Genomic DNA, 14,104 nt, shown 5'->3' on the forward strand with positions numbered 1-14,104 from the left:
TGCTGCTTCTGCTACTTCTGCAGCACCGACAGGTCCTCGTCCGCCTCCGGTACCGCCACCGTGCCCCGGTCGTCGGGGAGTGTCTGGACCGTGAAGGCGGGGACGCCGTTCTCGTTCGCCGTCAGGGTGCGGGCGCCGTAGACCGGGCCGCCGGAGACCGGCTCGACCGTGAGGGCGTAGGTGCCCTTGAGGCCGCCGGGGGCCGGGGGCTCGATGTCCTGGGTGGTGCCGGCCTTGATCGTGTACGTCTTCGATGCCGGGGTGCCGCCCTCGCTGCCCGCCGAGGCGGTGACCTTGACCGTGGCGGCGCGGCCGGGGGCGGTCAGGGACAGGGTGCTGCCCTTGGCGCTGTTGTCCGCGGACGTCGCGCGCGTGCCGACCGGGCGGGTGGCCGGGATGAACGCCGTCTCCTGCTTGTCGCCCTTGCCCCTTACGACCCGCAGGGCCGCCACGACCGGCACGGACCGGTCCGTCGGCGTCAGCACCAGGGAGCCCGCCTCGCCGCGTGTGACGTCGCCGAGGTCGACGGCGGTCGTCATGCCGCCCTTGACGTGCACCGTCTCGTGCCCGGCCGGGGTGATCAGCCCGGAGGGGGAGGCCAGGCGCACCTTCAGGTCCGCGTCCTCGTCGCCGGGGGTGAAGGCGACCAGGCGCACGGAGGTGGCGTCCTTGGGGATGCCGGGCAGGACCAGGCTGCCCGACGGGTCCGTGGACGCGGCCAGCCAGTCGCCGCCGAGCTTGTCGTCCAGGGCCTGCACGGAGGCGCCGACGCGTCCGCTGCGGACGTTGACGTGCACGGTGAGGTTGGTCTGCTCCTCGTCCGTGAGCGTGGACAGCAGCACCGGCTCGCTGGAGTGCGGCTGGACGGTGATGCCCTCCCCCACCGGGGACTGCAGGGTGCCGTCCTTGCCGTAGAGCTCGATGTCGACCACGGCGGCCGAGTCGTCGGGGTTCGTCAGGTGGACGTAGTCGGTGCGGTCCGCCTCCGTGCTGACGCCCGGGAACCAGAAACTCGTGTCCGGAGCCGTGCAGTTGACGCCCTGAAGGCCGCGCCCGGTCCCCGCGGCGACCTCCGTGGTCTCCTGGACGGTCCAGCCGGGCGCGAACCTGCCGTCGGCGGTCCCGACCAGCGCGGGCGCGTCGGAACCCGAACTGTCCCCGGTGACCGGCTTGCCGGGCTCCTTGGGAGTGAGCGCGGGCTTCTCGGACTTGCCCTTGGCCGAAGCCCGGAGTTCGGCCTTGCCGCCGCTGTCCGTGCCCTTCGTGACGGGCGTGAAGGACGTGTAGGACGTCTCGGCGAGGTCGGACGTGCTGGGTGCCGGGCACAGCAGGCTCGTGCGCTCCACGGGCAGTTGGGCGGCCGCCTTGGCGGAGGCGTCCGCGCCCGGGGTGTCCGGGGCGGACAGCGCGGCGAATCCGGTGACGGCGGCGAGCGCGGTCACACCGGCGATGAGGGACAGGGTGGTGCGGTTCACTGCTGGCTCCCGTCGGGACGCTCACTGCCCGTGCCGTGGGGGTGGTGCTGCTCCTGCGCCGGGTCGTACGGCGGGTTGTAGCCCTGGGGGTAGGTCTGGTCGTAGCCCGCCTGGTCGTAGGGCGGTGCCTGGGGCGAGCCGCCGTACGCGTACGGGTCGTACTGGCCGCCCTGGTACGGATCCGCCTGGTACGGCCCGCCGTACGCGTCCGCCGGGTACGCGGCGCCCTGGTACTGGTCGCCGTAGCCCGCGTACTCGCCGCCCGGGTAGCCCGCCCCGTCCCACTGACCGTAGTTCTGCTGCTGCGGCACCGCCGCCGGTGGCTGCTCGGGCGGCGGGGGCGGGAACTCCCCGGGGCCGGGGGTTCCTTCGGTCGGGGGCTCGGCCTCGGCCTGGGCACGCAGGCGGCGGGCGCGGCGGCCCTCACCGGCGACGGCCTGGGCCGGGACGACCGGCTCCTCGGGCATGTCGTCGTCGACGTCGCGGCGCCGGCCGGGCAGGGCGAGCACCACGAGGACGACGGCGAGCAGGCCCTGCGTCCACAGCCACACGGTGTGGCCGATCGGGTCGTCGTAGGTGACGTCCAGCGTGCCGCCGGTGGCGGGGAGTTCGAAGCCCTGGGCCCAGCCGTCGACCGTGGTGCGGGTCAGCGGCTTGCCGTCCAGCGTGGCGGTCCAGCCCTCGGCGGCGGTGTCGGCGAGGCGCAGCACGCGCCCGTCGGCGCCGGTCGGGATCCTGGTGTGGATGTCGACAGGCCCGGCGGCGACGGGCTGCGGGGTGCCGGATCCGGAGGCGGGGACGATGGCGGCGCGCGCGACCTCCCGGTCGATGCGCCACAGCGCGCCGCCGCTCTGCTGGCTGAGCCGGGTCAGGCCGGGTGTGGCGTCCAGGACGCGGGTGACCTCGCGGGGCGCGCCCTGGTGGACGAGGACGTAGCGCACGGCGAAGCCGCCGAGCTGGTCGGCCTGGTCGGCGCCGGAGCCGGCGACGAGGTTGGCGACGACCTTGTCGAGCCTGCCGTTCTCGCCGTCGGCCGCGGCGACCTCGCCGTCGCCGAGGCGGGCGCCGGAGCCGCGCACGAGCATGTAGCCGACGTGGGCGCCGGAGTCGCTGTCGAGGACGAGGGTGCGGGCCTGGTCGCGGCTGCCGCTCTCCTCGGCGACGAACGCGGGGACCTGGGTCGGGTCGCGCCGCTCCAGGGGACCGTCGGCGCCGCGGATCATCCAGCCGGCGGCGACGAGCAGCGGGCCCGCGGCCGAGGCGAAGGCGATCAGCACCGCGACGGGCTGGCGCCAGCCGAAGCTCTGCTCGGCCACGCGCGCGCGTGCCCCGTCGGCGCCGAGCGCGGCGGCCGCCAGGAGGGCGATGCCGTAGACGAGGGTCGCGGGGCCGGCCCAGGTGGAGCCGTTGGACAGGGCCGCGAAGACGAAGCCCACCAGGGCGACCGCCCAGGCCGTCCGGATGCCCGACTGGCGTTCCGCGCGCAGCAGGGCGGCGAGCGCGGCCAGCACGATGCCGATGAGCATCAGGCCGCTGACGGTGCCGGGGCCGCCCGGGCTAGCGCCGAGCAGGTCGAGGGCGGAGGCGGAGCCGGCTCCGTACTCCAGGCCGGCCTGCCGGAAGAAGCCGAACGGGAGCAGCGACAGCGACCAGGGCGCGAGGACCAGCAGGGGCGTGCCGAGCTGAGCGAGGAACCGCGGCCCGTACGCCGTGATCTCCGTCCGGCGTACGGCCAGCAGCCCCACCCCGAGGATCAGCGCGACGGGCCACACGACCGGGGTGAACGCGGTGGTGATGGTCAGCAGCAGGGCGTACGCCCAGGTGGCGCGCCAACTGCCCCGCGCGCCGCTCGGGTTCGCCAGGCCACTGGCCGCGATGCCCGCGCGCGCGATGAGCGGCAGCAGCACGGCCAGGACGGCGGTGCCGAGGCGGCCGCCGGCGAGGGCGCCGGTGGCGGCGGGCAGGAAGGCGTAGACGACGGCCGCCCACGCGCGCAGCAGCCGGGACTCGACCAGCGGGCGGGAGGCGAAGTAGGCGGCGACACCGGCCAGCGGCACCGAGCAGACGAGCAGGACGGTGACGGCGAGGCCGGTCGAGCCGAACAGCAGGGACGCCAGCATCGCCACGAGCGCGACGTACGGCGGCGCGGAGGAGGTGCCGCCGGCGCCGACCGGATGCCAGGCGTCCAGGTAGCGCGCCCACAGCGCGGAGGAGTCGGCCGGGGCGGGCAGCAGGGATCCGCCCGCGAGCGCGCCGCCGCCGAGGAGTTCACGGCAGGCGAGCAGGGAGACGAGCAGCAGGACGAGGAAGAGCACCGGGCCGGGCTTGCGCGCGATGCGCTTGAGCCGGGCGAACTGCTCGACCTGCAGGAAGTCCGCGTCGTCGCCGCCGGGGCCCGACTCGACGGCACCGCCGTGCCGTCCGGCACCGGCGGCGGCCTCGGGGTCGGAGCTGCCGACGAGATTGCCCGCGACCTGCTCGACGGTCATGCGGACGGTCGCGCCGGGCGGCGGGAACAGCGGGCGCAGCTCGCCCTTGTCGACCTGGGGGGTGCCTCTGCGGCGCCGCCCGGCGAGGATCCGCTCGGGCCGCAGCAGGGTGCCCATGAGGCCGCGGATCTCGTCGACGGCCTGTCCGGGGACCTTGCCGACGAGGTAGGCGACGGTCCGCAGCAGGGTGCCGAACACGACGCGCAGCAGCACCCAGGGGAGCACGGCCGTGCGGGTGTTGACGAGCAGGCTGTAGACGGCGCCGGCCTTGTCGACCTTGTGCGGGGAGGCGGAGGTGCGGCCCACGCAGTCGACGGCGCGGCGCTCCCGGGAGGCCGCCTCGGCGTGCCGGACGACGGCTTCCGGGGCGATCAGCACGCGGTGGCCCGCGGCGTGCGCGCGCCAGCACAGGTCGAGGTCGTCGCGCATCAGGGGCAGGTGCCGGTCGAAGCCGCCGAGCTGTTCGAAGACGTCGCGGCGGACGAGCATGCCGGCGGTGGACACCGACAGCACGGTCCGGACGTGGTCGTGCTGGCCCTGGTCCTGCTCCCGGCGGTCCAGGCCGGTCCAGCGGCGGCCGGAGTTGGCGATGGAGACGCCGACCTCCAGGAGCTGCCGCCGGTCGTACCAGCCGCGGAGCTTGGGGCCCACGACGGCCACGTCCTCGCGGCCCAGCTCGTACTCGTTGTCCACGACGCGCAGCAGCTGGGCCAGTGCGTCGGGTTCCGGGGCGCAGTCGTCGTGCAGCAGCCACAGCCACTGCACCGGCTCGCCGTGCGGGAGCTCGGGCAGGTCGTAGGCGTCGTCGCGCCACGAGCGCGTGACCGGGTCCCAGCCGCTGGGCCGCTTCAGGTACGGCAGCTGCTCCGGGGTGAGGACCGGGGCGCTGCGGTCGCACTCCTCGACGGCCTGGCCGAAGCCGGTACGGCGGGCGAGGTGCAGCACCCGGTCGGCGCCGAGCGCGTCGGTGACCAGCTGGGCGGAGGCGTCCGCGCTGCCGGTGTCGGCGCCCATCGCGAACTGGACGGGTCGCTCCTGGCCGAGCAGCCCGGCGAGCGCGTCGGGCAGCCAGCGGGCGCCGTCGTGGGAGACGAGGACCGCGGTCACCACATGACGCGGGAACTCGGGCGGGTGGGCCGGGTCAAACACGGCTGTGGCAGCGGCGTCGTGATGAGCTGCCGGGTGGCTGTGCACGGACATCGAGGTACGGGCCCCGGTTCGGTGGACTGCGGTGGACGCCTGCGACCGGCGGGGGCCGCGGGGCGTCTCGGACGAGCGCCCACACTATCGGCTGGCAGCAACGCGGCCCGCCGCCTGTGGATAACCCACTGGCGACGGGCCGTTCACGAACCCGGGTCCGGTCAGACCGCGGCCTTCTTCAGCCGGCGGCGCTCCCGCTCGGACAGGCCGCCCCAGATGCCGAAGCGCTCGTCGTTGGCGAGGGCGTACTCGAGGCATTCGGAGCGGACCTCGCAGGAGAGGCAGACCTTCTTGGCCTCCCGGGTCGAGCCGCCCTTCTCGGGGAAGAAGGACTCGGGGTCGGTCTGGGCGCACAGCGCGCGCTCCTGCCAGCCGAGTTCCTCGTCCGCGTCGTCGACCAGCAGTTGCTGCACCAGCTCGGTCATGTGCGCCCCTCGTCTGTTCTTTTCCGCGTCCCCGTGATGTAGCCGTTACCGATTGCGGCTGAACGACACGAGTGAAATTACAAGTGTGCTGCTCCGGGCGAGTCAAGCCGAGATCTGCTATTGAGCCCCTTATTCACTCTGCGGAACCAAGGCCATGCGGAAAGTGTTCAAATCGGCATAAACCTTGACACGCAGACGGAGCCCGCGAGAGGCCCCGCCGTCACCCGGGCCCCGTACGGACCTGTACGGGGGAGGACGCCCAGGAGTTCGATCTCGTTCCGGTACGCACGTCAAAGCGAATCTGATCACAGTCTGATCACGAGTACGCAACGAGGTTTGTGTGCCCGGATGGACGCCATGTGTCCCGACCAGGAGATGAACAAACCTTTCATCTGAGCGAACGACCGGATGAGGTGAACCTCGTCCCACATACCGGGTGCCGAGTTGACAGTGGAGGTGTGACCCGGTGTCCTAGTGGGCATGCTCGCGAACTCGGCACTCACCTCGACCCGCACCGCCGGGTCCCACGGTGCTGCCCGCGCTCGCTGTAGCTGTTGCTGTTCCAGCTGTTGAGCCACACCCGCTCCAGCTGAAGGCCGGGCCACCAGTCCCCCGGCTCCCGTTCCCTCTGACCCACTTTCACTGAGGAACCACCGCACCCCATGAACAGCGACAGCGACCTCCAGATCGCCGGCGACATCCTCGAAGTCCCGCACCTGCTCCAGCTGGAGCGCGAACACCCGGCCACCGTCGCCGAGTTCGTCGGACTCGCCCGCTCCATCGCCGACGACCGCTCCCAGTGGGAGCACCTCGTCCGCTACGACGCGGCCAGCCGCTGGTACCACCGGCTGCGCACCGGCCCGGGCTACGAGGTGTGGCTGCTGTCCTGGGTGCCCGGGCAGGGCAGCGGGCTGCACGACCACGGCCGCTCCTCCGGTGTGCTGACCGTGCTGGACGGCACGCTGACGGAGCGCACGGAGCGGGGCACGCGCGCGTTGCGGGCGGGCGCGCAGCGTGTGTTCGCGCCGGGGTATGTACACGAGGTGGTGAATGACGCACTCGAGTCGGCGGTGAGTCTGCACGTCTACTACCCGGGGCTGACGGCGATGCCGATGCACACCGCCCCGCACTGCGAGGGCCGGAGCGTACCGGAAGCCCTGACTACCTGACCCACTGTCCTAGGGGCCTGCAAGACTGGCTCCCATGCGCATTGTGGTTCTGGCAGGCGGCATCGGTGGTGCCCGGTTCCTGCGTGGTCTGAAGCGGGCCGTCCCGGACGCGGACATCACGGTCATCGGCAACACCGGGGACGACATCCACCTCTTCGGGCTGAAGGTCTGCCCGGACCTCGACACGGTGATGTACACGCTCGGCGGCGGCATCAACGAGGAGCAGGGCTGGGGGCGTGCCGACGAGACCTTCCATCTCAAGGAGGAGCTCGCGGCGTACGGCGTCGGGCCCGAATGGTTCGGTCTGGGCGACCGGGACTTCGCCACGCACATCGTGCGCACGCAGATGATCGGCGCCGGGTTCCCGCTGAGCGCGGTGACGGAGGCGCTGTGCGAGCGCTGGAAGCCGGGCGTGCGGCTGATCCCGATGTCCGACGACCGCGTCGAGACCCATGTGGCGGTCGAGGTCGACGGCGAGCGCAAGGCGATCCACTTCCAGGAGTACTGGGTGCGGCTGCGCGCCTCGGTGCCCGCCGAGGCGATCGTGCCGGTGGGCGCCGACCAGGCGAAGCCCGCCCCGGGTGTCCTGGAGGCCATCGCCGAGGCGGACGTGATCCTCTTCCCGCCGTCCAACCCGGTCGTGTCGATCGGCACGATCCTCGCCGTGCCCGGCATCCGGGAGGCCATCGCCGACGCCGGAGTGCCGGTGATCGGCCTGTCCCCCATCGTCGGTGACGCTCCCGTGCGGGGCATGGCCGACAAGGTGCTGGCCGCCGTGGGCGTCGAGTCGACCGCGGCTGCGGTGGCCGAGCACTACGGCTCGGGCCTGCTGGACGGCTGGCTCGTGGACACGGTGGACGCGGGCGTGGTGGAGCAGGTCGAGGCGGCCGGGGTGCGCTGCCGGGCGGTGCCGCTGATGATGACCGACACCGACGCGACCGCGCGCATGGCCCGCGAGGCGCTGGCGCTGGCGGAGGAGGTGCGGGGCGCATGAGCGGCGAGGGTGCCGAGGGGTACCGGGTCTGGGCCGTGGCCGGGCTGCCGGAGGTCGCGGCCGGGGACGACCTGGCCAAGCTGATCGCGGCCGCCGAGCCCGGTCTGGCCGACGGGGACGTGCTGCTCGTCACCTCGAAGATCGTGTCCAAGGCGGAGGGCCGGATCGTCCGGGCCGCCGACCGGGAGCAGGCGATCGACGCGGAGACGGTACGGGTGGTGGCCCGGCGCGGCGCCCTCCGGATCGTCGAGAACCGGCAGGGCCTGGTCATGGCCGCGGCCGGGGTCGACGCGTCCAACACCCCCTCCGGGACCGTGCTGTTGCTGCCCGAGGACCCGGACGCGTCCGCCCGCGCGATCCGTGACGGGCTGCGCGACGCCCTCGGCGTCGAGGTCGGTGTCGTCGTCACCGACACGTTCGGGCGGCCCTGGCGCGCGGGGCTCACGGATGTCGCGATCGGCGCCGCCGGAGTGCGCGTACTCGACGATCTGCGCGGGGGCACCGACGCGTACGGCAATCCGCTCAGCGCCACCGTCGTCGCCACGGCCGACGAACTCGCCGCCGCGGGCGACCTGGTCAAGGGCAAGGCCGCCGGGCTGCCCGTGGCCGTCGTGCGCGGGCTCCCGGACCTGGTCGCCGGGGACGACGACGGCGAGGGGGCGCGGGCCATGGTGCGCGGCGCGCGCGACGACATGTTCCGGCTCGGTACCTCGGAGGCGGTACGGCTGGCGGTGACCCAGCGGCGTACGGTCCGGGCCTTCACGGACGAGCCCGTCGACCCCGGTGCCGTACGGCGGGCCGTGGCCGCCGCCGTGACGGCTCCGGCGCCGCACCACACCACACCGTGGCGGTTCGTGCTGCTGGAGTCGGAGGAGTCGCGGACGCGGCTGCTCGACGCGATGCGGGACGCCTGGATCGTCGATCTGCGGCGGGACGGCAAGACGGAGGAGTCCATCGCCAAGCGGGTGCGGCGCGGGGACGTCCTGCGGAACGCGCCGTATCTGGTCGTGCCCTGTCTGGTCATGGACGGCTCGCACACGTACGGCGATCCGCGGCGGGACGGGGCCGAGCGGGAGATGTTCGTGGTCGCCACGGGCGCCGGCGTGCAGAACTTCCTGGTCGCGCTGGCCGGGGAGCGGCTGGGGTCGGCGTGGGTGTCGTCGACGATGTTCTGCCGGGACGTGGTGCGCGAGGTGCTGGGGCTGCCGGCGGACTGGGATCCCATGGGCGCGGTGGCGGTCGGGCATCCGGCGGAGGAGCCTCGGCCGCGGCCGGAGCGGGACGCGGGGGCGTTCATCGAGGTGCGGTGAGCGGGGCGGGGTGGCGTCTACGCTCGTAGGGCCCGCTCCTCTCGCCTTCCGATTCCAGGGACTCATTCATGGCAGGACGGTTCACTCCCCGGCCCACGCGTACGACCGTGCGCGGTGGCGAGGTCGTCGTGCCCGTTCCACGTCGAGCGGTGCGGGCGGACACCGGGCGGGTGCGCGACTGGGTGCCGGACGGGCCGCTGGATCTCGGGCTGGTGCTCGGGCCGCTGCGGCGCGGGCCGGGTGATCCGACGTTCCGGACGACGCCGGACGGGTCGGTGTGGCAGACCGCTCTCACTCCCGCCGGGGCCGGGACGCTGCGGGTGCGCGCGTCCGGTGGCGGGGTGCGCGGGGAGGCCTGGGGGCCCGGGGCCGAGTGGCTGCTGGAGCGGTTGCCCGAGCTGCTCGGGGCCGCCGATGATCCGTCCGTGTTCGTGCCGCGGCACCGGCTGGTGGCGGTGGCCCGGCATCGGCGGCCGGGGCTGCGGCTGACACGGACGGGGCTGGTGCTGGAGTCGCTGATTCCGTCGATTCTCGAACAGAAGGTCACGACCGATGAGGCGTATCGGGCGTGGCGGTTGCTGGTACGGAAGTTCGGGGAGCCGGCGCCGGGGCCCGTGCCGGGGCCGATGCATGTGATGCCGGGGCCTCGGACGTGGGCGGTGATTCCGTCGTGGGAGTGGCATCGGGCCGGGGTCGACGACAAGCGGGCGTCGACGATTCTGCGTGCGGTGCGGGTGGCCGGGCGGTTGGAGGAGGCGGCCGGGATGGAGCCGGGGGCGGCTCGGGCGCGGTTGGAGTTGGTGTCGGGGGTGGGGCCGTGGACTTCGGCGGAGACGGTGCAGCGGAGTCATGGGGCGGCGGATGAGGTGACGGTGGGGGATCTGCATCTGCCTCGGATCGTGGGGTGGGCTTTGGGTGGGGATCGGGATGCGGATGACTCCGTGATGTTGTCGTTGTTGGAGCCGTATGCGGGGCAGCGGCATCGGGCGGCTCGGTTGGTGTTGCTGAGTGGGAGGGTGCCGGGGCGTCGGGCGCCGAAGATGCCTCGGTGGGATATCGGGGGGTTGTGACGTTTCCGCCCGTTGTGTGGTGCCCTGCGTCGGTGCTGGGGGCGGGTGGGTGCGCAGCCCGGCGGAGCGGGGTGCCGCTCTCTGTGGGACGGGCGCCGCCCTTAGCGGCACGATGGCCCGCAGCTAAGCGGCTGGGGCGGCCCGGGCGGTTGCCCGCAGCTCGGCGGGAGCCGACAGGCCACAGGCCGACGGCCGCAGATCCGCAGGAGCCGGTGGGAGCCGACGGGCCGCAGATCGGCGGGAAGCGGCTGTCCGCAGCCGGGGCGGCTACGGCGGGGCCGCAGATCGGCGGGGCGGGGCGGCGTGTAGTGCAGATTGCCGCGCAAGTCCTACTGGTCCGATGAGAAGCGGACCGCTCCCGGGGGGATTTGGGCGTCGCACCAGATGCGGGTGCCCTCCAGGAGTTCGTTGTCGGGGCCGATGGTCGCGCCGTCGCCTATGACCGTGCCGGTGAGGACGGTGCGTCGGCCGACTCGGGCCCGGGCGCCTATGAGGGAGTCGGTGACGACCGCGCCGGGTTCGATGACGGCGCCGGGCATGATCGTGCTGCCGAAGACCCGCGCGCCCTCGGCGACGAAGGCGCCCTCGCCCACCACCGTGCCGCCCGACAGCTTGGCGTCGGCCGCGACCGTCGCCGTCGGGAGCACGAGCTGATCGCCGCAGCGGCCTGGGACGGCGGGCGACGGGGCCCGGCCGAGGACCAGGTCCGCCGAGCCCCGGACGAACGCGGCCGGTGTGCCGAGGTCGAGCCAGTACGTCGAGTCGACCATGCCCTGGAGGTGGGCTCCGGCGGAGAGGAGGTCGGGGAAGGTCTCGCGTTCCACCGACACCGGCCGGCCCAGCGGGATCGTGTCGATGACCGAGCGGCGGAAGACGTACGCCCCCGCGTTGATCTGGTCGGTGACGATCTCCTCGGGGGTCTGCGGCTTCTCCAGGAACGCCAGGACCCTGCCGGTGTCGTCCGTGGGGACCAGACCGTAGGCACGCGGGTCCGTGACCTTCGTGAGGTGCAGGGAGACGTCCGCGCCCGTCGACTCGTGGGTGTCCACCAGGGCCCGGATGTCCAGGCCCGTCAGGATGTCGCCGTTGAAGATCAGGACCGGGTCGTCGGGGCCGGAGTTCAGCCGGGAGGCGACGTTGCGGATGGCGCCGCCCGTGCCGAGGGGCTCCTCCTCCGTCACGTACTCCAGGTGCAGGCCCAGCGCGGACCCGTCGCCGAAGTACGGCTCGAAGACCTCGGCCAGATAGGACGTGGCCAGGACGATGTGCTCGACGCCCGCCGCTCTCGCTCTCGCCAGCTGGTGCGTGAGGAAGGGCACCCCGGCCGCCGGGACCATGGGCTTGGGCGTGTGCACCGTGAGCGGGCGCAGCCGGGTGCCCTTGCCACCGACCAGGAGGATCGCTTCAGTCACGTGTCGTCTCTGCTTCCTGCCGGGACCGGCCGAACTGTCTTTCGGCCGGTCAGTGTATGCAGATCGTTCCGTGGCGCCTTCGCTGGCCGTGCGGCATTCCGCCCCTCGTTCTCAGCGGCCCTGGTAGCGGGCCGCCGCGGAGCGGGCCGAGCCGAGCTTGCCGTAGAGCTTCCGTCCCGGGCAGGCCGTCTTGAAGCCGTCCCGGTGACCGGAGATCACGTTCAGTCGTACCTTCTTACCTTTGCGGTGGAGATTGCTGCCAGCCGACTTCAGGTACGTCTTTCCCCGCGGATTCATCCGGTACAGGCCCAGCTTCCACGCCGTGACGCGGGCGATGGCCTTGACGGCGGCGGACGACGGTTTCTTGGATCCGTACGATCCGAGGACGGCGATGCCCATGCTGTTGCTGTTGAAACCAAGGGTGTGCGCGCCGAGGACCGGCCTCGCCACGCCACCCGCGCGGCCCTCGTAGATCTTTCCGCACTTGTCGATGAGGAAGTTGTAGCCGACGTCCCGCCAGCCCATGCTCTTGACGTGGTAGCGGTAGATACTGCGGATGAGTGACGGGGACTGCGAGCAGTTGTACTTGTTGCCGCTGGCGGTGTGGTGCACGAAGGCGGCCTTGACCTTCTTCGTGTAGACGAATTTCCGCTCCCGCAGCCCCTCGTTCGCGCCCCAGCCGCGCCGCGTGACGATCCGCGGGCGGGGGCCGATGTACGGCTTCGCCCGCTGCCGGTCCGCCGGAGCGCCGGCCCGGAGGGTGTAGAACTCGCGTTCGGTCGCCGCGCGGCTCAGTGCCGTGATCTCGGTGGCGCCGAGGGGGGCGAGGTCCGCGTTGGCGGCGGAGGCGTCGGTGGCGGCGGAGGCCTCGGTGTTCAGGCCACCGGTGCGGGGGCTGTCCACGGGGCCGCCGGGGAGTGCCTCGTCGCCCTCGCCGGGGTCGACGAGTTCCAGACGGAGGCCGGAGGGGAGCGAGGGCGCGGCGACCGCGACGCTGCGGCCGCCGGTGCCCTGGAGTTCCGAACGGACCCGGAGTTCCACGCCGTCGGAGTCGCCCACCCACAGCGGTGCCGTGGCGCCGCGGACGCGGCCCGAGGTGCTCTCGGGGGTGTCGAGGTCGGCCGCGTGGTCGGCGTTGTGCGTCTCCACGACCTGCCAGCCCGACCAGGTGCCGGTGCCGGCGGCACGGGTGCGGACATGGACGCGGCCGTGCAGTTCGGCTTGGGGGTCGTCCCAGATGACGCCGACGAGGGAGAAGCGGCGTACGGCACGGCGGGACAGGCCCTGTTCGGCGGTGGCCGAGGCGGCGGCGGAGGGGGTGGCCCGGTTGCGGGTGAGGGGTTCGAGGGGGAGGGACTGGGTGCTGCCGGCGGCGGACGGTTCGGCCGCGCGCCGGTCGGTCAGGGTCGTGTCCGGCGTCCCCGCGTGGGGCGCGGGTCTCGCGGCCGTGGCGACCTCGGTGGTCGGCACCGGTCTCGCCGCCGCGAGGGCGGGCGGAGTGAGGGGAAGGGCCAGAGCGGCCGCACAGGTGACACCGATCGAGGAAGCAAGGAATCCACGCATGCCCCTGATCTTGGACATAGTCGTATAAGTCTGTCCATTTGGGAGTTGACGGACTGTCGGCGGGGATTCGGCCGAACCGGTGGTGGACGCGGGGCGCGGCGGTGGCCGGGCCGTTGGGTGGAGGCCGGCGTGCCGCGTACCCTTGCGCGGGTGAACGCCACCGATCGCACCCCCGCCGACCTGCTGGGTTCCGCGCTCGCCGCGGATCCGGGACGCCCCCTGGTGACCTTCTACGACGACGCCACGGGCGAACGTGTCGAACTGTCCGTGGCCACCTTCGCCAATTGGGTGGCCAAGACCGCGAACCTGCTCCAGGACGAGCTGTCCGTCGAGCCCGGGGACCGGGTCGCGCTGCTGCTGCCCGCGCACTGGCAGACGGCGGTGTGGCTGCTCGCGTGCGCGTCGGTCGGTGTGGTCGCGGACGTGTCCGGGGACGCCCGGGCCGCCGATGTCGTGGTGAGCGGGCCGGACGGGCTGGAGGCGGCCCGGGCGTGTTCCGGGGCGCGGATCGCGATGGCGCTGCGGCCGCTCGGTGGGCGGTTCCCGCAGGTGCCCGAGGGGTTCGTCGACTACGCGGTGGAGGTGCCGGGGCAGGGGGACCGGTTCGTGCCGTACGCGCCGGTGGATCCCGAGGAACCCGCGCTGATCGTGGCGGGGCGGGAGTTCACCGGGGCCGAGGTGGTGGAGCGGGCTCGGGCGGGGGCGACGGAGCTGGGGCTGACCGGGCCGGGGTCGCGGATTCTGTCGGGGTTGCCGTACGACACGTGGGAGGGGTTGAACGCGGGGTTGTACGGGGCGTTGGCCACGGGGGGTTCCGTGGTGTTGTGCCGGAATCTGGAGTTGGCGGGGGACGGGGTGCTGGACAAGCGGGTGGAGAGTGAGCGGGTTACGGCGCTTGCCCGGTAGGCCGTTTTCAGCTCAGCAACCCCCGTTCGGCCCATCCCCACCCCTCCCCCACCCCCCATCCACGCCACAGTCGTAGGAGCAGTGCGCGCGC

10 protein-coding genes are annotated in these 14,104 nt (G+C 73.2%); 5 read left to right on the forward strand and 5 right to left on the reverse strand.

Features of this window, described 5'->3' with window-relative positions:
• Positions 1-11: 11 nt before the first annotated feature.
• From ACFT4A_RS37370 to ACFT4A_RS37380, 3 genes are all read right to left on the reverse strand, one after another.
• Positions 12-1,475 carry a DUF5719 family protein gene (locus ACFT4A_RS37370; RefSeq protein ID WP_382839683.1) on the reverse strand — a complete coding sequence of 488 codons (1,464 nt, stop codon included), beginning with the start codon at positions 1,473-1,475 and terminating at the stop codon, positions 12-14.
• On the reverse strand, positions 1,472-5,164 hold the full coding sequence (locus ACFT4A_RS37375) for a glycosyltransferase (protein ID WP_382839685.1): 3,693 nt from the start codon (positions 5,162-5,164) through the stop codon (positions 1,472-1,474). Before ACFT4A_RS37375 ends, ACFT4A_RS37370 begins: the two co-directional genes overlap by 4 nt.
• Positions 5,165-5,325: 161 nt before the next feature.
• Positions 5,326-5,589, reverse strand: a complete 264-nt coding sequence (locus ACFT4A_RS37380) for a WhiB family transcriptional regulator (protein ID WP_003990679.1) — start codon at positions 5,587-5,589, stop codon at positions 5,326-5,328.
• 662 nt (positions 5,590-6,251) lie between these two features.
• Between ACFT4A_RS37380 and ACFT4A_RS37385 the strand changes: the two genes are divergently transcribed.
• The 4 genes from ACFT4A_RS37385 (at position 6,252) to ACFT4A_RS37400 (ending at position 10,132) form a co-directional block, all read left to right on the forward strand.
• Complete coding sequence (locus tag ACFT4A_RS37385) at positions 6,252-6,758, forward strand: cysteine dioxygenase (RefSeq protein WP_382839688.1); 507 nt, start codon at positions 6,252-6,254, stop codon at positions 6,756-6,758.
• Positions 6,759-6,792: 34 nt separating this feature from the next.
• Entirely contained in the window at positions 6,793-7,752 is a 960-nt protein-coding gene (gene cofD / locus ACFT4A_RS37390; protein ID WP_382839690.1) for a 2-phospho-L-lactate transferase, read from the forward strand.
• On the forward strand, positions 7,749-9,062 hold the full coding sequence (locus tag ACFT4A_RS37395; protein ID WP_382839693.1) for a coenzyme F420-0:L-glutamate ligase: 1,314 nt from the start codon (positions 7,749-7,751) through the stop codon (positions 9,060-9,062). The genes cofD and ACFT4A_RS37395 overlap by 4 nt, the downstream gene beginning before the upstream one ends.
• Positions 9,063-9,130: 68 nt before the next feature.
• Complete coding sequence (locus tag ACFT4A_RS37400) at positions 9,131-10,132, forward strand: DNA-3-methyladenine glycosylase family protein (RefSeq protein ID WP_382839696.1); 1,002 nt, start codon at positions 9,131-9,133, stop codon at positions 10,130-10,132.
• Positions 10,133-10,461: 329 nt separating this feature from the next.
• On the opposite strand, the gene ACFT4A_RS37405 is transcribed toward ACFT4A_RS37400, so the two are convergent.
• The gene (locus ACFT4A_RS37405; protein WP_382839699.1) at positions 10,462-11,544 is read right to left on the reverse strand and encodes a sugar phosphate nucleotidyltransferase; all 1,083 of its coding nucleotides are present in this window, start codon (positions 11,542-11,544) and stop codon (positions 10,462-10,464) included.
• Positions 11,545-11,655: 111 nt separating this feature from the next.
• Entirely contained in the window at positions 11,656-13,107 is a 1,452-nt protein-coding gene (locus ACFT4A_RS37410) for a peptidoglycan recognition protein (RefSeq protein WP_382839702.1), read from the reverse strand.
• A 150-nt stretch (positions 13,108-13,257) separates the two neighbouring features.
• On the opposite strand from ACFT4A_RS37410, the gene ACFT4A_RS37415 reads away from it, so the two are divergent.
• Positions 13,258-14,013 carry a TIGR03089 family protein gene (locus tag ACFT4A_RS37415; RefSeq protein WP_382839705.1) on the forward strand — a complete coding sequence of 252 codons (756 nt, stop codon included), beginning with the start codon at positions 13,258-13,260 and terminating at the stop codon, positions 14,011-14,013.
• Positions 14,014-14,104: the final 91 nt, after the last annotated feature.

Origin of the sequence: Streptomyces sp. NPDC057099 (assembly GCF_042671245.1) — a bacterium.
Lineage (GTDB): Bacteria > Actinomycetota > Actinomycetes > Streptomycetales > Streptomycetaceae > Streptomyces > Streptomyces purpurascens.

What these genes read in the sequence shown, in the direction of transcription:
- ACFT4A_RS37380 (WP_003990679.1), bottom strand. Translation starts at nt 5,589, where the DNA reads ATGACCGAGCTGGTGCAGCAACTGCTGGTCGACGACGCGGACGAGGAA.
- ACFT4A_RS37375 (WP_382839685.1), bottom strand. Translation starts at nt 5,164, where the DNA reads ATGTCCGTGCACAGCCACCCGGCAGCTCATCACGACGCCGCTGCCACA.
- ACFT4A_RS37410 (WP_382839702.1), bottom strand. Translation starts at nt 13,107, where the DNA reads ATGCGTGGATTCCTTGCTTCCTCGATCGGTGTCACCTGTGCGGCCGCT.
- cofD (WP_382839690.1), top strand. Translation starts at nt 6,793, where the DNA reads ATGCGCATTGTGGTTCTGGCAGGCGGCATCGGTGGTGCCCGGTTCCTG.
- ACFT4A_RS37400 (WP_382839696.1), top strand. Translation starts at nt 9,131, where the DNA reads ATGGCAGGACGGTTCACTCCCCGGCCCACGCGTACGACCGTGCGCGGT.
- ACFT4A_RS37395 (WP_382839693.1), top strand. Translation starts at nt 7,749, where the DNA reads ATGAGCGGCGAGGGTGCCGAGGGGTACCGGGTCTGGGCCGTGGCCGGG.
- ACFT4A_RS37385 (WP_382839688.1), top strand. Translation starts at nt 6,252, where the DNA reads ATGAACAGCGACAGCGACCTCCAGATCGCCGGCGACATCCTCGAAGTC.